Annotated in this window: 12 protein-coding genes; 9 read left to right on the top strand and 3 right to left on the bottom strand. The window is 43.7% G+C overall.

Annotation, left to right across the window (positions count from 1 at the left end):
- A complete protein-coding gene (locus PUN32_RS10715) occupies positions 1-1,191 on the bottom strand; it encodes an acyl-homoserine-lactone synthase (protein WP_274723095.1) in 1,191 nt (396 codons plus the stop codon).
- 85 nt (positions 1,192-1,276) lie between these two features.
- A complete protein-coding gene (locus PUN32_RS10710) occupies positions 1,277-2,638 on the bottom strand; it encodes an MATE family efflux transporter (protein WP_274723113.1) in 1,362 nt (453 codons plus the stop codon).
- A gap of 121 nt (positions 2,639-2,759) precedes the next feature.
- Between PUN32_RS10710 and PUN32_RS10705 the strand changes: the two genes are divergently transcribed.
- The 9 genes from PUN32_RS10705 (at position 2,760) to PUN32_RS10665 (ending at position 15,786) form a co-directional block, all read left to right on the top strand.
- On the top strand, positions 2,760-3,605 hold the full coding sequence (locus PUN32_RS10705) for an AraC family transcriptional regulator (protein WP_274723094.1): 846 nt from the start codon (positions 2,760-2,762) through the stop codon (positions 3,603-3,605).
- A 137-nt stretch (positions 3,606-3,742) separates the two neighbouring features.
- Positions 3,743-4,747, top strand: a complete 1,005-nt coding sequence (locus PUN32_RS10700) for a LacI family DNA-binding transcriptional regulator (protein WP_274723093.1) — start codon at positions 3,743-3,745, stop codon at positions 4,745-4,747.
- 210 nt (positions 4,748-4,957) lie between these two features.
- Complete coding sequence (locus tag PUN32_RS10695) at positions 4,958-6,322, top strand: phosphohexomutase domain-containing protein (protein WP_274723112.1); 1,365 nt, start codon at positions 4,958-4,960, stop codon at positions 6,320-6,322.
- Positions 6,323-6,395: 73 nt separating this feature from the next.
- The gene (locus PUN32_RS10690; RefSeq protein WP_274723092.1) at positions 6,396-7,388 is read left to right on the top strand and encodes a glycoside hydrolase family 130 protein; all 993 of its coding nucleotides are present in this window, start codon (positions 6,396-6,398) and stop codon (positions 7,386-7,388) included.
- 113 nt (positions 7,389-7,501) lie between these two features.
- The gene (locus PUN32_RS10685) at positions 7,502-8,665 is read left to right on the top strand and encodes a glycoside hydrolase family 130 protein (protein ID WP_274723091.1); all 1,164 of its coding nucleotides are present in this window, start codon (positions 7,502-7,504) and stop codon (positions 8,663-8,665) included.
- A 344-nt stretch (positions 8,666-9,009) separates the two neighbouring features.
- On the top strand, positions 9,010-10,299 hold the full coding sequence (locus PUN32_RS10680) for a carbohydrate porin (protein WP_274723090.1): 1,290 nt from the start codon (positions 9,010-9,012) through the stop codon (positions 10,297-10,299).
- An 80-nt stretch (positions 10,300-10,379) separates the two neighbouring features.
- Entirely contained in the window at positions 10,380-12,359 is a 1,980-nt protein-coding gene (locus PUN32_RS10675) for a methyl-accepting chemotaxis protein (RefSeq protein WP_274723089.1), read from the top strand.
- Positions 12,360-12,420: 61 nt separating this feature from the next.
- The gene (manA, locus tag PUN32_RS10670; protein ID WP_274723088.1) at positions 12,421-13,605 is read left to right on the top strand and encodes a mannose-6-phosphate isomerase, class I; all 1,185 of its coding nucleotides are present in this window, start codon (positions 12,421-12,423) and stop codon (positions 13,603-13,605) included.
- A 129-nt stretch (positions 13,606-13,734) separates the two neighbouring features.
- Positions 13,735-15,786 carry a methyl-accepting chemotaxis protein gene (locus tag PUN32_RS10665; protein ID WP_274723087.1) on the top strand — a complete coding sequence of 684 codons (2,052 nt, stop codon included), beginning with the start codon at positions 13,735-13,737 and terminating at the stop codon, positions 15,784-15,786.
- Positions 15,787-15,938: 152 nt separating this feature from the next.
- Here the strand turns inward: PUN32_RS10665 and PUN32_RS10660 are convergent, their stop codons facing one another.
- Positions 15,939-18,023, bottom strand: coding sequence for a TonB-dependent hemoglobin/transferrin/lactoferrin family receptor (locus PUN32_RS10660; protein WP_274723086.1), 2,085 nt, complete (start codon positions 18,021-18,023; stop codon positions 15,939-15,941).
- Positions 18,024-18,042 lie beyond the last annotated feature (19 nt).

Here is an 18,042-nt window from a genome sequence, read left to right as displayed (position 1 = left end):
TTATCCCTTGGCTAGTGATGAGTGTTTTTTATGTTCACGAACGGCGCGTTTATATTGGCCAAAATCGATTTGACTAAAGACCTTCGCCATCATGGCAAAATTCCACAAGCCACGATAAGTCTGCTTACCATTGTCATTTAAGTCACAATGCCCAACGTGGAAATAGGCTTTGGGATCAATGGTTTGATAAAAGTTGAGCATAAAAGGTTGTTCGATAATTGTGAGGCCAATTTTATACCCCATCTGATGTAATAGATTCATAAGTTCTTTTTGGGCTAGATAGAGAAAATAGAGTTTTTGTTGCGTATTACCACTAACCGTTAACCGTAGCACTTCACAGACTGCGTGTTGATCAGATAACAGTGATTGGAATTGCTGATCAAAGTGCGGCAGAGAATAACATTTTGGCAGGCTGAGAGGAGAGAAGATTTGTAAACGGGTTAACTCTTGGTAAGCGTGATCGGGTAAACAGTATTGCCACTGTTGGTGGCTAAAGGGCGTCGCGTAGCTTAACCACCGGTGATTGATTGACCAATCTTGGATCAACATTGAAGCGACTAAGATGGGAAATGTTGTATCCTCAGGATGCTTGAGTAAAATAAAATGCTGTCCAGCCGCTGATAGTGACAACAATGGTAGCATCTCATACCATTTTTCACCTTGTATCAAAACTTCAAGATTACTCAGTACAATCGCATCACTGAGCGACATGCCTTGCGGATGGCTGGGTGTTTGTACTAAAAGTTCAGATTGTTCAATGTGCTTAATCACTCCCCCATAGTACGCATCGTCGTTGGCGGGCAGATCCACTTGTAACGGGGAACTCGCATCAATCGGGTATTTGGCTTTGATGGCCGCAATCTCGCATTGACACCAAAATTCCAGCCAATGAACATAGCACTGACTTGCCGCGTTTTCGATTACAGCCCATTCAACAGATGCAGTGTATGGACAACGTTGTATGAGATCGCGATAGTCGATCAAAGTAAATAAAATCGACCAACTGTGCTGTTGTCGATTTGGAAATAGTGCAACCAATTGCTCAATGCGGTAGTTGGTCACGGCTTGAAAAAGTGCACGACGCTCTGATGCTGAATAGTTTTCGATCACGAATGCGATCAGGTCGCGTTGCTGCTGTTCAAGCGCAAGATCTGTCGTTGGTAGCGAAGATAAATATGATTTTAATTTCATGGGGTTAACCTAGCCTGGTTATATTATCCATTTAACCTATCAACTTAGCGATTATCTGTCATGCACACGAATCAGTTATTGGGAGCTACCTTTCATCGGTTAAATTGCGTAACCAAATATATTGGCGATAGCGTCGCCAGCACAGAGTGAGCTTAACCAATTCCTCTATGATCATCAGCGGATAGACGTAGTGAAAAGGCCAGTGCAAAACAAAGGCAGCGATGGCCGAAATCGGCAGCCCTAATAGCCACATGGCTATAAAATCAGTGCGTAAACAGAAAGTATTTTCCCCTCCGGCTCGTAATATGCCGTTAATGATCACCATATTGAGCATCTTTAAGCTGATCACCACACTCAGGATGGTGAGCCCAGGTTGAGAGAGCGGTAAAAATTGTGCGTTATCTAGTGCGAGTAATTTGAGCAGCCAAGGTTGTATGGCGAGTAAAATCGTGGTTGAGATAACCCCGAGCAGCGCAAACATCTTAATAAATATTAAGGAAGTACTACGTGCTTCAGTATAATTTGCTCTACCGAGATGTTGACCAATGCTCACCGAGCAGGCCACCGATAGTCCGAAAAACAGTGCATAGCAGAGTGATTCAAATGGACCAAGCGTGCTATAAACCGCTAGCTCCAGCGTGCCCATATGACCAAAAATCATTTGATAAGCTAAGGTGCCAATCGCCCACAGCAGCGCATTAGCAACGGCCGGAATGGCTAAACGGATGTACTTACGTTTTAACGTGAGCCAACTAGTTTTGAGTGGCAAGGTGGTTTTTAGCCAGTGCTGCCGATAATGAAAGTAGGCGCAGAAAACCATCAGTTGTAGAGCTCGTGCTAGCGTAGTGGCCAATGCTGCTCCGGCAACACCTAACGCTGGCATACCAAAATGACCGCTGATCAGACCATAATTGAGAATAATATTCACCACAATGGTCATTACCGCAATCAGCAGCGGCGTTAACGCATTATTGGTTGAGCGTAACGTTGACTCAAATACGATCACCAAGTGGGTTAACAGTAAGACGGGTGAGGCATACCACAGATAATCAGATCCAAGTCTGATCACATCCACATCGCTGGTTTGCAGAAGGAAGATCGGTTTGGAAAAGACCACGAACAAGATGCTGAGCGGCAGTAGCAGTAACACTCCCGATTTTATCGCCAGGAGGGTGATGCTTTTCGCGGCAGAGCGATCATTTTTGCCCCAAAATTGGGCGATCAATATGCCGCTCGCGCTGGATAAACCGGCCATGATCATAATCGCTACAAAATGCCATTTAGAAGCCAGACCCACGGCAGCCGTCGCTTCAGTACCAAAGCTGCTCACCATAAGTACATCCGCTAAAGAGAGGATCGCTACTAAGGCACTTTGTAGTGCAACCGGAATGCCAATTTTAATGGTTTGCGCAAGTAGATGTTGATTTTCATCACGAAATTGAAGCATTTTCATCGGGTTTTAGTATCTAAATGAAGGTAATACGCGCACTTTAAGTGACCTTGTCATCATTTTAAATGTGAGATTAAGGTAAAAATCTGTTTGGATCCGTCATGTTGTAGGGAAAGCGATGAATAAAGACTGGGTGGATGAGGTGTATCTTGCCTCTGAGTGTGAAGAGCGTTTCTTGGTCAGATCAGACATCGCCGAGATGAAACAGTACGATATTTTTATGGCTGGATTGGCTCATCTTAAACAGAACTATCGAGTTGGACGTGTCAATCCTGAGGTGCATACGGTGTTGGTGACCTTAGATGGCGCAGGCATTTTGACTGTTGACCAGGGTCGTCATGAAATTTTAGCCAATACCATCACGATTTTGCCAAGTGGTCAGCCGTTTCGCATCGAGTTAGCGAACCCACAGCAGCCTTGGAAAATGGTCTGGTTGTTATTAAACGATACCCTTAGTTGGAAAAACTTATCGAAAATTAATGGTCCAGTGATCCATTTTGATGGTTGTGAATCGATTTGGTCGCTGGCTTCACTACTTCACCGAGAAATCGGTGGGCGTTCAGCGTTTCGCACTATGATGCTGAGTGAATTGGTCAAAGTGTTGTCCGATGTCAATTCCAATATTTCCGATACTCATATGCGAGTGCTGAGCGTATTTAACAGTGTTGAATCACAATTGCATCTCGACTGGAAAATTTCCACCATTGCTGAGCGCAGTTTCATTAGTGTCGAACAATTAAATCGGGTCGTGAAACAATTGGTGGGTATGTCACCACGTGATTATATTGTGGCATTGCGCATGAAAAAAGCCGTCGATTTATTGAGTAATAAAGATTGGTCAATTGCGATGATTGCCCTGCGACTCGGCTATCAAGATCCGAACAACTTTACTCATCGCTTTAAAAAATTCTATGGGCTCTCGCCGAGCCAACATCGAGCGATGAGCAAATTGTCATGCCCATAGTTTGCTTAACTTGATGATCCACAGCTGTTTTTTTTGATATGGCTTAAAAAACTCACCTTTTCTCTTGAGTGAATCCCTCATCAATGCGAGACTTTCTTAACGTTACGAATTTGAATATGGCGATAAGTTGAATAATTATGTCGAAAGCGACTCTGAAAACCATTGCTGAATATACTGGGCTGTCAGTGACGACCGTCTCTCGCGCGCTTAAAGACGGCGATGATGTGAAGCAGCCAACCAAAGATAAAGTCAAAGCGGCGGCGGAAAAGCTCGGCTATCGTCCCAATCTTTCTGGATTAGGTTTGCGTACCGGCATTAATTACAACATTTGTGCAATATTACCGGTCACCAAACCAGGAGATATTGTCGGTGATGTTGGTAGCTTAGCGTTAATTGCCGGTTTAACCGCAGGGTTGGAGGGGACACCATTTCATCTGACCGTGTTACCCCTTGAACCAGGACAAGATCCGCTGATCCCAGTTAAATATGCGGTTGAAAATAACTTAGCGGGCGGGATTATTTTTAACTTGACCGAAACTCAAGATGAACGGGTGACTTATCTGCATGAGCAGGGCATTCCGTTTGTCACTTTTGGTCAGACCGAGATGAGTATTGAACACGCCTATGTGGATATTGATAACTATGATATTGGTTATCGAGCCGCCAGCTATTTGTATAACAAAGGTTGTCAGCGTATTCGTTTGCTGAGTTCCTCACATATTTACACCTATGCGTGGCACAAGTATTACGGTGTGAAGCGCGCTTCAATGGAGTTTGGGATTGAGTTTTGTAAAGACAGCGACATTATTTTCGATACCGATGTTGATAACTATCGTGATTATGCGCGTCGTTTAATGGCTGGGGAAAATCCACCCGATGGTATTATCTGTGGCTCAGAAATCAGTGCTTGTGGCATCGTGGCGGGTATTCAGGATGCTGGTAAAAAGATCGGCCAAGATATTGATATTATCGCGGTAGAGACGTGTGATTTACCGAGCTTTTTTACCCCGCCGATCCCTGGATTGCGCCAAGATTTTCATCGTATTGGGCATATGCTGTCGCGTTATATGGTGAAATATCTGGAAGGTGCCGATCCCAAAACGTTACGTTACATTGAAAAGACCACGTTCTACCCACGTTAGAATGACTCAATGTTATTGAGTACAAATCGTAACCTTGTCATTTACTGCTGATGATCAACGCCAGAGTTCAACCTCTGGCGTGGTTTTTTGAACGCAGCCCAAATTCAAAACTCAATCCGCATCACACTTATCACGCAAATTTCCAACTTGTGCTTGAAATGACGACCTAAAGATTTAAAAATGGCAACGTTACGATTTTGGGAGGAAATCATGCAGGATTTAGTGAAGGCATTTAAGGCTTATGACATTCGTGGCCGCTTGCCAGATGAGTTGAACGAAGAGATTAGCTATCGCATTGGCCGTGCCTATGCTGACTATTTACCCGCGAAAAAAGTCGCGGTGGGCTACGATATTCGCCTAAGTAGTGAAGCGTTGGCCGCTGCCGTGCGGCACGGCTTAATTGATGGCGGGGTTGAAGTGGTGGATTTAGGCTTAGTCGGTACCGAAGAGGTCTACTTTGCCACCAGTCACTTAGCTTTAGATGGTGGCATTATGATCACGGCAAGCCACAATCCGAAACAGTATAACGGCATGAAGTTAGTGCGCGAGTTATCTAAGCCTATCAGTGGTGATAGCGGATTGAACGATATTAAAGCCTTGGTGGCGAGCAAGTCTTATATTCCCTCTCAGGATCTCGCTTTGTATGAACAAAAATCGCAACGTTACGATATATCGCGAGAATATACCCAACACCTACTGAGTTATCTGAACCGCAGTGCATTACGCCCTCTGCGTATTGTGGTGAATGCGGGTAATGGGGCGGCAGGGCATATGATTGATAATCTAGAAGCTCATTTACCATTTGAATTTATTAAGATTAATCATGCCCCAGATGGCAATTTTCCAAATGGCATCCCTAATCCTTTGTTAGTGGATAACCGTCAGTCGACCATCGATGCGGTGATTGAACATCAAGCCGATTTTGGTGTGGCGTGGGATGGTGACGTCGATCGCTGTTTCTTGTTTGATGAAAATGGCGATTTTATTGAAGGCTATTACATTGTCGGTATGTTAGCGCAAGCGTTTCTTGCTAAAGATCCTCAAGCCAAAATCATCCACGATCCTCGTTTAACTTGGAACACGATTGATCTGGTTAAGCAAGCGGGTGGGGTGCCTATCCAATCGAAGACTGGCCATGCCTTTATTAAAGAGCGGATGCGTCAAGAAGATGCCGTCTATGGCGGTGAAATGTCTGCCCACCATTATTTCCGCGATTTTGCTTATTGTGACTCAGGAATGCTGCCGTGGTTACTGATTGCCGAGCTGGTTTCTGTGCAAGGTTTGAGCTTGTCGCAGTTTGTGATGAAAGCCAAAAGCCATTATCCGATTTCGGGTGAAATTAATCGTCAAGTGGATGATGCCAACGCCGCCGTTGAGCGGGTATGGAATGCGTTTATTGATCAGGCACTAGTCACCGATATTACCGATGGAATTAGTATGGAGTTTGCACAGTGGCGCTTTAATCTGCGCTCATCCAATACCGAGCCGGTCGTGCGTTTGAACGTAGAATCCCGAGCGAACCCATCTTTAGTTGAAGAAAAAACCGCGCAAATTTTAGCATTATTAGAAGCTTAAGACCGATCTGCCATCGGTGCCTGCTAACCAGCAACGCGGTTATGTGGGATTAAGCAAAAACTTGGAGTAAAACATGTCTGTAAAAATTATTGGTCAAGCAATTCCGAATATGCCTTGGCAAGATCGCCTACAGGGTGAAGAAGGGGTGATGTGGCGTCACAGCAGTAACCCAATTATTGATTGGAACCCATTTCCAGCGGCAGCGCGAGTTTATAACTCGGCGGTGGTTCCGTTTGAAGGCGCTTTTATTGGGGTATTCCGCTGCGATTACAAAAATGGTCGCCCACATTTGCATGTTGGTCGCTCACAAGATGCTTTAAATTGGCAATTTGACCATGCGCCGATCCAATGGCAAGACAAGCAAGGTAACCCATTCCAACCTGCTTACGCCTATGATCCGCGAGTGGTTAAAATTGAAGATGTCTATTACGTCACTTGGTGTACCGATGATCATGGTGCGACCTTAGGCGTCGGTATGACCAAAGATTTCAAAACGTTCACTCGGTTAGAAAATGCCTGTGTACCGTTTAACCGCAATGGCGTGTTGTTCCCGCGTAAAGTGAATGGCCAATTTATGATGCTAAATCGTCCTTCTGATTCAGGTCATACCCCATTTGGTGATATTTTCCTTAGCCATTCTAATGATATGGAGTATTGGGGTAAACATCGCCATGTGATGGGTAAAGGCGGTAATGGCTGGTGGCAAGGTACCAAAATTGGCGCAGGTCCCATTCCGATTGAAACCTCAGAAGGTTGGTTGATGATCTATCACGGTGTGTCTGGCACCTGTAATGGCTTTGTCTATAGCTTTGGTGCCGCTTTGTTGGATATTGATGAGCCATGGAAGGTGAAATATCGCACTCGCGATTACATTCTCACCCCTGAAAAATCTTATGAAACGACTGGTTTTGTGCCTAATGTTGCATTCCCATGTGCTGCGTTAGCCGATTCAGCTACAGGGCGAATAGCGGTTTATTATGGTGCTGCCGACACCTATTCCGCAGTGGCTTATACCACGATTGATGATCTGATGACGGAGCTAACAACCAAATCAGAAGTGTTCTAACTTAGGTGCAGATTAAGAGTGAAGTTGATTGATTTCGTAACGTTGTTATTTTTGTTTGCTTCACTCTTAATTCGCTAAGTGATCAATATCAAATAAGATGATTAAGGCGATATATGTCAATTTTCAAACAAAGAATGGCACAATTAACCGCAGAGTTTGCCACGCATACCCAGTATAAAAACACTCCGGTTACACCGGGGAATGGCGTATTTTTTCGTTATCAAAAACCCGTATTAACCGCACAGCATGCTCCACTGGCATGGCGTTATGATCTTAATTCTGAGAGTAATCCATTTTTAATGGAACGTTTAGGAATTAATGCAGTATTAAACCCAGGGGCAATTGAATTAAATGGTAAGTTCTATTTAATTGCCCGAGTTGAAGGTTATGATCGCAAATCATTTTTTGCGGTGGCAGAATCCGACAATGGAATTGATGGCTTCACTTTTTGGGATAAACCGTGTGTGATCCCTGAAACGGATGAGCCGGATACCAATATTTACGATATGCGTTTAGTTAAGCATGAAGACGGCTATATTTACGGTTTATTTTGTACTGAGCGTAAGGATCCGCATGCGGCTCCCGGTGATGAATCGGCAGCTGTGGCACAATGCGGTATTGTGCGTACCACCGATTTAAAAACCTGGCAGCGTTTGCCCGATTTAAAAACCCGTTCTGCCCAGCAGCGCAATGTGGTGTTGCACCCAGAATTTATTGATGGCCAATACGCACTGTATACCCGCCCGCAAGATAGCTTTATTGAAGCAGGCAAAGGCGGCGGCATTGGCATGGGGCTGACCGTCAGCATGGATAATGCGCAGGTGGAGATCGAGCATGTGATCGATCCGAAAACCTATCACACCATTAAAGAGTCGAAAAATGGCCAAGGGCCGGCACCGATCAAAACCGAGAAAGGCTGGCTGCATATTGCTCATGGCGTGCGTAACACGGCGGCGGGATTACGCTATGTGTTGTACAGCTTTATGACCTCATTGAGCGATCCGAAACAAGTTATTCATCGTCCTGGCGGCTATTTTCTCGCTCCTGAAGGCGTAGAGCGAGTGGGGGATGTATCGAATGTGGTCTTTTCTAATGGCTTAATTGCACGTGATAATGGTGAGGTTTTTATCTATTACGCCTCTTCGGATACTCGTTGTCATGTATTAACGACCACGGTCGAGCAATTAGTCGATTATGTGATCAATACTCCAGAAGATCCATTGACCTCAGCACAATGCGTTGCACAGCGTATCGCGTTAATTGAAAAAAATCACTAATGACGAGAGATAATAATAATCTAATTTCATTTTGTTAAGATTATAAATAAAAGAGTGCCTGACGGCGCTCTTTTTTATGCATTAAAATTGTGATCGAAATAATAAATTAGCCCTACATAGAACGAGAATAATGGCGATGGAGAGTAGATTGTTACCCAAAAAGATAATGGGATCTCAAATATTGCCTATTTTTTATTTTGCTCTAAAATTAGTGATCAAAATCGTAACGTTACCATTTGTTGGTTTGCTATAGTGAGCTGGTCCTTGGTGAGGTGCCGTAATTAAAGGGATTTTACTAAGTGGGTATTTAAACTTTTTGTACAGTAACGATAAGAAGAAGCACTATGGAACTTAATAAATTAACGAAAGGTATCATTCTTGGCTTAGTGGTAGCCTCTGCTCCTGCGCTGGCGTTAGACACTTCTGCTGAACTACACGGTTACTTAAAATCTGGCTTGCTACTGAACTCGGATGGCACACGTAGCCAAACGATTGGTTTGCTGACTAAATATGGTTCATTCCGTTTAGGTAATGAGCAGAACACCAAAATTGAACTGTTACCAACGGTGAAATTTACTACCGATGAAGGAGCATGGGCGAAGTTTCGTGCCAACTTGACGCACGAAACCAACTGTACTGCCGACTGGAACTGTGTGGATGGCGATGGCCATGACATCCAGTTCCGCGAAGGTTTTGTGGAAATGGGCGGCTTTGCTTTCTCACCTGAAACGGTATTTTGGGCCGGTAAACGCTACAGCTCTTCGAATACTTCTAGCCATCAATTTGACTGGGAGTACATCCAATATAACGGTACCGGTGGTGGTATCGATAAAATCGATGTTGGCTTTGCCAAAATGGATGTCGGTGTGTACGCCTTTACGCCAAATGGTGAAAACGGTGCCAATCCAGATGATAACTCGACTCAAGGCTACCCTGAAGATCTCTCACTCAACGTTTGGTTTAAACAAATTGCCGGAACTGGGCTTGATGTCCAATTGGTCGGCCACACCATGGAGAAAAGCTCTTGGCGTCAAAATGCGCCGACCGATGGCTTTGGTCTAACTGCGGTATATAACCTAGGTAGTTTTTATGGCTTAACCAATGGTTATTCACGCATTACCGCGCAATACGGTGAAGGCATGGCTGCGGGCGATTCGCTGGGCAAAAATGGTTGGGGTTATGGTAATGCCAAAGATGCTAAATCGGCTCGAATTGTGTTTGATGGTCTCGCTAACCTGAATGAATCATGGGAAGTCTCTACTTTTGCGTTCTATCAGAATGACTCTGATTTCGCACCGTGGGCAGGAACCGTGACTGGCATCGATCGTGACATTTTCGCGATTGGGGTTCGTCCACATAACCAAATCACCAAAAATTTCGCCATGCAATATGAGCTGGGCTACGAGCATGTCAAAGAAGATACCGCAGGTGGTGCGGATGGTGGTCTGTATAAAGTGACGATCGCGCCGACCTTAATGCTGGAAACCGGCTTCTGGGCGCGCCCACAACTGCGTGCTTTTGTTACCTACGCCAAATGGGATGATGAAGCAGCACAAAAAATTGATAGTGGCTACACACGCAATGGCGACACTGACACGCTGAACTTTGGTGTGCAAGCGGAGGTGTGGTTCTAACCCGTTTGACCCCAATTTATTGTCCTTACTTTGGAGAGAGCACCTTGCTCTCTCCCTTTCCCAGCCGTAAAGGGAAACTTATGAAAGTTGTTACCCAAATTATTGTGGCTTTTGTCAGCGTATTGATGATTTTTTCATTGACTAATGCGCTGACGCTTTATCGTGCGACTTCCGCGAAAGACAGCTTAGCGGTAGTGATCCAGCACTCGCAAACCTTAAATGACATTTCTAGTCAACTACAGCATCGTAGCCAAGCGCTCGATCTGCAATTAGCCAGCTTGCTCGCATTGCAACACTCGCGTGACTATAGCGATACTGTGTTGGCACTCAACGACCGGTTACAACAGTTGCAGCAAGAGGTGGCACAAGCCATCCGCTTATCGATGGTTGAGCCTCATCAATGGCAACCTTTGCTGGCCGCACTGGCGACAACCCTTGAGCAATTGCAGCAGCATAAGCAGATCATTTTACAGCAAGAGCAGCGCATCACCGCCGATCGCCAAGAGTTGGACAACTTAGTCGTCTCGGTCGATATCACCTTAAAACGAGTGCTCAGCAATGTGGGCGCGGATGAGTTTTTACAAAAAGATATTGAGGCCTATTTAGAAAAACGTAATGCGGCGATTGCGCTGGCAAATCGCATGTTATTTATTTATCAGCGCCAACCCGCACAAGTGATTGTGCAACAACTGCAACTATTACAGCGCACATTAGCCGAGGAGGAGCTCTATCTACATGAGGAAATTCCAGCCTTAAGCAAGGAGCTCGATTATCAAGCGGCCAATGCCAAACTGAATCAATTTCTATTTTCTGAGCAAAGTCTTGCCGCGCAAAAAGTCGCATTACTGAACGAATATCAACAACTGAGCGAGCGACAAGCGCATTATCAAAAGCTTACCCAGCAAATCGCACAACAAATTAGCCAGGTTGCCCATTATGTTGTGGCCAATAATCACACGGTGCAAGCGGACGTCACCGAGGTATTAGATGCGATAGTCACGGTACAATGGATGACTTTAGCGGGTTCAGTGCTGGTGCTGGTTGTGGCGGGTTCGGTATTGGCACTGCACATTCAGCGCCCGATTGGTTATCTACTCAATATTCTTCAGCAACTGGTTGACGGTAATTATGCCCAGCAGGTCACGACCACTGGTTGGAGCAGTGAATTTAGACTGCTTGCTGAGAAATTAGCTAAGGTGATGCAAGTCAACCGAGCGCTGATCGATCAGGTGAAAACCAATAACCATGATCTTAGCCTGCAGAGTGAACAAAACTCACGTGCGATTGATGAGGTGTGTCAATCTGGTCAGCAGCAAACATTGGCGATGCACAGTATTTCAACCGCGACCGAACAGTTAGCGACCATCAGTGATCAGACCGAGCAAGCGATTGCTCAATCAACCAGTCATACCCAACAGATCAGCAGCATTGTTGCCACAACACTCAATACGGTGGGTCAGAATGTGTCTGGCAACCAGCAGTTAGATCAGTTCATCGCCCAAAGCTCGCAGATCATCGCTGATGTAGCCAAACGAACCGCAGATATCAGCCAAATCATCAGTGTGATTGAAGATATTGCTCATCAAACCAATTTGCTGGCTTTGAATGCGGCGATTGAAGCCGCCCGAGCGGGTGAGCATGGCCGTGGCTTTGCCGTAGTGTCGGATGAAGTGAGTAACCTTGCCAAACAGACCACCCATTCCACGCATAAGATCCAAACCTTAATTGAAAACCTCCAGCAAGCCAGTGCACAAGCGGTACAAAGTATGTCGTTTTGTTCAGAGCAGATGAACAGCAATACTCAATATTTAGCTGCCACCAAAACCGCGATTGCCCAAATTGATGATCATGTTTTCAGCCTAGTGCAAGAAACGGATAGCGTTAGTCGATCGGCGGCTGAACAGCATCAATCTTGTGCGCATATTGCCAACTCAGTAACCATGGTAGTGGCCACTCTAGAGGGCAATATTCATACGTTGCAGCAGGTCAATCAACGGAGTCATCATTTGATGGCGTTATCGCAAGCCCAGCAACAAGAGCTGGATAAATTTGTCACTTAGCTACGGTATTTTTTTATTTAACCTTTTGATTAATAGTTATTTTTATATTGAGGAGAGTAAGATGATTGAGATTAAAGGCGCGATTAAACACTATGATTGGGGTGGTTATTATTATTTGCCGATGCTGCTCGATAGTCAGGATGCTCGCCAGCCTTTTGCTGAACTGTGGTTGGGGGATCACTTAGCGGGCTCCTCAACCTTGGTTGATGGTTCGCTGCTCACCACTTGGATCGATGCGGCGCCAGAATATCGTTTAGGTAAGAAAGTGGTTGAACAGTTTGGCTCCCGTCTGCCCTATTTACTGAAAGTGCTCGATGTTCGTGAGCCGCTTTCTATTCAAGTTCATCCAACCCAAGCACAAGCTAAACAGGGTTTTGCGCGTGAAAATCAGCTGATGATCGAGAGTAGTCGTCGTAACTATAAAGACAATAATCACAAGCCTGAGCTGATGTTGGCATTATCCGACTTTTATTTATTGCATGGATTCCGTAACGTTACGGAAAGTATCGCAGAGTTAAAAAAATACAAATCGACGGAAGCATTAGCCGATGTCTATCAACAACGGAGTTTAAAAGAGTTTGTCGCGGCGATTTTTGCGCTATCACCGAGTGAATTACACCGCTTAGTCTCACCAATCATTGAGCACTATCGGTTAGCTTATCAACAAAATGAGATCTCAAAATCTCAATCACTGTTTTGGTTTATGCGTGCGGCATTACGCGCTGAGCGCCAGTCGCTGGCGCAGGATGCTGGTTTGATCATGATCTTTATCATGAACCTGATGTATGTCCCGAAAGGATCAGTCGTCTATCAAGCTGCCGGGGTACCCCATGCGTATTTGGAAGGGCAAAATATTGAATTGATGGCCAACTCGGATAACGTGATCCGCGGCGGACTGACCGCTAAGCATGTTGATGTCACTGAACTGTTGGCGATCACTGATTTTGAACCGATCACGCCTGCTGCTGTTCTTGGGGTTGCGACCAATGATGGTGGGATTGAATATCGAGTACCCGTCAAAGATTTTCAGCTACGTGAATATCATTTAGCTAAAGGTCAAACCCTCACCACGCCTGATGAACAAGGCGCTTGTATTTGGTTGGTTTTATCCGGTGAAGTGCGGTTAGCCAACCAACAACATTATTCTGGTGCGGGCAGTACGTTTTATCAGCGTCCTGAAGAGGTGAATATTATTCACGCTCAATCAGACACATGGCTGTACCGAGCTTCTGCGGTTGTTGAATAAACGCATCTCTCAAATAAAAGTAGTGGCTAGACCGGAATTGTCCGGTCTTTTGATGTCATTTATTCCCCTCACAACTAGCCGCATTGTCGTCAAGTGGTTTAGTGGATTAATACCTAAGGTTATATCGGCATGAAATTATTATCATTTATATCTATTAAACATAGAATTTTATTATTAATTTTTATTCCTTGTCTGGCTATTGTGGTTTTTTCTGGTCAGCGTCTTAGCATGGCAATTCATACTAAAAATACTATGGATAATTTAGCTATTGCGATTGAATATGTACAGGTCATCGCGCCTGTATTGCCGGCATTGACCCAAGAGCAGAACATAACTAAACAATATGTATATGCTGATCAAACCAATCAGGCGAATATTTTTTATTCGAATATGTTGAAGGCAAGAAAAGAAAGCGATCTATTTATTATTGAATTAATGGCATTTATCGAGCGTGAACAAAAAATCCTGAAAGTGATTTTTGAGGATAATACTTTAGAGCAGGTGAATAGTAAGCTACTGCAATTAAAATTAATTCGTCAAGTTGCAGATCAGAAATTAGCCAGCTCAGATGAATATCGAGCAGCATTTGATGGTAATACGATCTGGACTGGAGTGGATATTGCTAGGTTAGCCGAGAGTTTACTTAAATCTATTTCTAAAATTGCAGTATATGCAAGTCAGGATCAGCAGCTGGCAAATTTAGCTAATGCTTATTACTTTTTATTGGAGGCTAGCAGTGCCAGTACTCAACTCAATGATCAAATTGATCAGGCTCTTTCACAACCTGTTGGTGGTTATCAATTTGGCCAGTTGATGCATTATCGAGCGATAGAGGATGCGTATCGCCATCAATTTATGGAGTATGCCACTGATAATATAAAAGATCTTGTTACACAACAGATGAATAATGCAAACACCTTAGATCAGGTAATTAAAACTTATTGGGATGTGTTTAATTTATACGCAGTGCTTGATAAGCAATCTTTAGTGACCAATACTGATTGGCCCAATGCAAAAAATCGAGTAGCAAATGCCTATGCAATTATCAAACAATTTGTTTTACAACAATTACAGCATACTCGGGATAACAAACTTAATCAGGCGAATAATGAAGTTTTGCTAGTTAGTCTTAGTAGCATTGCTTTATTGATGTTTATTCTTGTTTTTTGTTGGCTAGTCATGAAAAGCATGACTAAACCACTGAGTGATTGTGTTGAGGTTATGAACGAATTTGCTGATAGCAAAAATATGTTGTTAAGTTTAAATGAACAAGGTAATAATGAACTCTCTTTATTAAGTCAATCATTTAATCGCCTCGTTGCTAATTTTAATCAAACCTTAATTTCAGTTCAGGAGCAGGTGTATCAGACCGATAACATGGCGGATAGTTGTGTTGAAAGGATGACCAGAGCCAATCAGTTAACTCAAAATCAACTGCAATCCACCGATAGTATTTCCGTCGCTATTCATGAAATGAGCACCACTATTGAGGAAGTTTCCGGAATTGCACAGCGAACGGCTCAAGGGGTACAAAATGCGCATCAAGTCTCATTAGATTCAGAGCAAAACTGGCAGACGAGTCGCGCATTACTGGAACGATTACTGACGGAATTGGGTGGTGCCGGGCAGGCAGTATTAGCCCTCAATCGTGAAGCGGAGCAGATTAGCTCAATTTTAGATGTGATTCAGAGTATTGCAGAACAAACCAATCTATTGGCGCTCAATGCCGCGATAGAAGCCGCCCGAGCTGGTGAATCGGGACGAGGTTTTGCTGTAGTGGCGGATGAAGTACGCAATCTGGCTAAACGTACCCATGATGCGACATTACAGATCCGTAGTCAGATTTCGCAACTGATTAGCGGTGCGAATACCGCGAGTCAGACGATGAGTGGTTTGCAACAAGAGGGGGCGACCAGTGTTGAACTGGTTATGGAAACGGCCCAATCGTTTACGGTACTACGCCAGGAACTGGATAGCATATTAGAAATGACCACGATGATTGCGACGGCGTCAGAAGAGCAGGCCGCAGTATCGGGTGATATTAATGAGCGTATATTAGCGGTGAAAGACGACTCGGCACAGCTATTGGAGCAAGCCAAGCAAACCAGCGAGACACTGAATCAACTCGCGCAACAAAGCGGTGGCTTAAAGCAAGAAATTCAACAGTTCAAATTGCACTAATTTGGTATATAGCGTGTTTATGGTGTTCACAGAGCACAAAGCCAGCGGGAAGCTCAGGTATTAGATGAATTAATATCCCCTCGAACGTAAGTTGGAGGGGATATTAATCAATCGAAAGCAATTAATAATTGCTGATTAATTTTTGTAATAGTTTAAAATTCATATTTGGCAGTAATAGCGAAGTTACGCTTAGGCTGTGTTTGATCCTTATCTTCACTTGATAAGCCACGCACATCATTCCAATTGTAGTATTCTTCGTTAGCCACATTAAATACCCCAGCACGTAGAGTTAAATTATTCACCGGCTTGTAATAGGCAGTAATGTCTACGACAGTAGCAGAAGAGATCGGCTGGTAGTTACCATTGATATCGCTAGCTTTTTTCTTAGCAGTAAAACTCACATTAACCGTGGTTCCCCATTGATTAACAGAATCATAGCTGACTCCTGCGACGGTATTCCAAGGGTTAACACTGTTTAGTGGTTTGCCATCGCCATCTTCACCTTCAGTGTATGCTGCCGCAATCCGTGAACTAAAGCCTTCAAGTGGCATAAAGCTATCCCAAGATAATTGGTTAGATAGTTCTACCCCTTTAATCGTCGCTTTATCAATATTGATTGATTGGTATACTGCATCTCTAGTTGATAAGTTACCAGACACCAGTTGTCTATCAATAAAGTTGTCGTAGTCACTGTAGAAAATTGATATTTCATTGCTTACATTACGGCTGTTGTAGCGCCAACCAAGCTCATAAGAAATACTATCTTCTGCTTTCAAATTTGGGTTTGGTTTATTAACATAACCATATGCAGGATTGCCATATGAATAATAAAGCTCTTGGAAGTCAGGAGCCCGGAATCCTTGGCTGATTTGAGCAAACAGGCGGTTCTCTTGGTTTAGTTTGTAGACAGTACCTAAGCGTGCAGTAAATGCTGAATCAGAATATTTTCCATATTCACTTGCTGCATTTCCACTTGGGTTAGCGCTGGTGTCACCAGGTTTGGTTTCGAAAGAATCGAAACGGATGCCAGGAGTGAGAATGAAATTATTGAAAGAAATTTCATCTTGAATAAATACACCATAGCGTGTCTCGGATGCATTAGGAATATAGAAAATAACATCATTTGAACCGACGGAGTTAAATTCAATATTGGTATTTTTTATATCTTTGTCACTATAAGATAAACCATAAACGAGATAGTGTTCAGTGTTGGCTACTACAAACGATTTATCTAATTGACTATCAAATTGGAAACCTTTATCCGAGTACAAATAGTCTTTTTTCTGAATGTTCCCAGTCGATGTTCTTGTACGATTGGTGACACCAGTTTCTTCCTTATTCATAACATCAAATTGCCAACTTAATTGATCAGCAAATGATAACTCTGCATCCCATATGTGCTTGATGCCAACTTGATATTGGCTTGTCTCATCATGACCAGATGCATTTTCATAACCAGAATAAGCTAAGTTTTCCAAATCGGTTTTGTTACGAATATAGTTGCCGGAGAATTGGATACGATGTGCAGGATTTAACTGGTACTGAAGTTTAACCAGTAGATTATTTGCACTATTATCCAGTTGATCTGGATCCCCAAAATTCTTAGTTGTCTCACCATCACGGTGAGTGTATGCCACCAAGGATTCCAGTTCTCCATATTTATTTGCTAATGCAATAGACTCACTGAATGTTTTATCCGATGATGAATAATTTAATTTAGCATACCCACCGAAATCCCGACCTTTGAGAATATCGGCAGGATCTTTAGTTTCAAAGGCAACAATGCCACCTATCGCATCTGAACCTTGCAATGATGAAGCCGCACCTTTCACGATTTCAACGGCCTTTACCATATCGGTATCGATATCAACTCGAGAGGAGCTAATAAATCGTGTACCACCAGGATCAAATTGGTTGGGTTGAGAGACTCCGTCTACGATAACTTTGATCCGGTTTCCTTCAATTCCTCGGATGTTAATCCCTTGAACACTTTGGCGAGAGTTCGCTGTTGAAGTGACACCGGGTGTGTATTTGAATAAGCTATCAATGTCTTCGATCATCTGATTTTCGATATCATTTTCATTGATCACGATAACAGACGCTGCGGTGTCAGTTATTTGAGTATTTAGACGAGTGGTTGATACTACCACTTCATCGAATAAGGCATAATCGTCAGCGTATGCTGAAGGCATTAGTGCTAAAACAATTGCACTAGCGAGTAGAGATTTCTTATACATTTGAACTACCTGCATTTCC

It is taken from the genome of Vibrio chanodichtyis, from assembly GCF_028863985.1.
Taxonomy (GTDB): Bacteria; Pseudomonadota; Gammaproteobacteria; order Enterobacterales; family Vibrionaceae; genus Vibrio; species Vibrio chanodichtyis.
The sequence above is the reverse complement of the archived record's forward strand: the minus strand, read 5'-3'. Positions and strand labels throughout refer to the sequence as shown.

What these genes read in the sequence shown, in the direction of transcription:
- PUN32_RS10660 (WP_274723086.1), bottom strand. Translation starts at nt 18,023, where the DNA reads ATGTATAAGAAATCTCTACTCGCTAGTGCAATTGTTTTAGCACTAATG.
- PUN32_RS10685 (WP_274723091.1), top strand. Translation starts at nt 7,502, where the DNA reads ATGTCAATTTTCAAACAAAGAATGGCACAATTAACCGCAGAGTTTGCC.
- PUN32_RS10705 (WP_274723094.1), top strand. Translation starts at nt 2,760, where the DNA reads ATGAATAAAGACTGGGTGGATGAGGTGTATCTTGCCTCTGAGTGTGAA.
- PUN32_RS10695 (WP_274723112.1), top strand. Translation starts at nt 4,958, where the DNA reads ATGCAGGATTTAGTGAAGGCATTTAAGGCTTATGACATTCGTGGCCGC.
- PUN32_RS10700 (WP_274723093.1), top strand. Translation starts at nt 3,743, where the DNA reads ATGTCGAAAGCGACTCTGAAAACCATTGCTGAATATACTGGGCTGTCA.
- PUN32_RS10690 (WP_274723092.1), top strand. Translation starts at nt 6,396, where the DNA reads ATGTCTGTAAAAATTATTGGTCAAGCAATTCCGAATATGCCTTGGCAA.
- manA (WP_274723088.1), top strand. Translation starts at nt 12,421, where the DNA reads ATGATTGAGATTAAAGGCGCGATTAAACACTATGATTGGGGTGGTTAT.
- PUN32_RS10665 (WP_274723087.1), top strand. Translation starts at nt 13,735, where the DNA reads ATGAAATTATTATCATTTATATCTATTAAACATAGAATTTTATTATTA.
- PUN32_RS10680 (WP_274723090.1), top strand. Translation starts at nt 9,010, where the DNA reads ATGGAACTTAATAAATTAACGAAAGGTATCATTCTTGGCTTAGTGGTA.
- PUN32_RS10715 (WP_274723095.1), bottom strand. Translation starts at nt 1,191, where the DNA reads ATGAAATTAAAATCATATTTATCTTCGCTACCAACGACAGATCTTGCG.
- PUN32_RS10710 (WP_274723113.1), bottom strand. Translation starts at nt 2,638, where the DNA reads ATGCTTCAATTTCGTGATGAAAATCAACATCTACTTGCGCAAACCATT.
- PUN32_RS10675 (WP_274723089.1), top strand. Translation starts at nt 10,380, where the DNA reads ATGAAAGTTGTTACCCAAATTATTGTGGCTTTTGTCAGCGTATTGATG.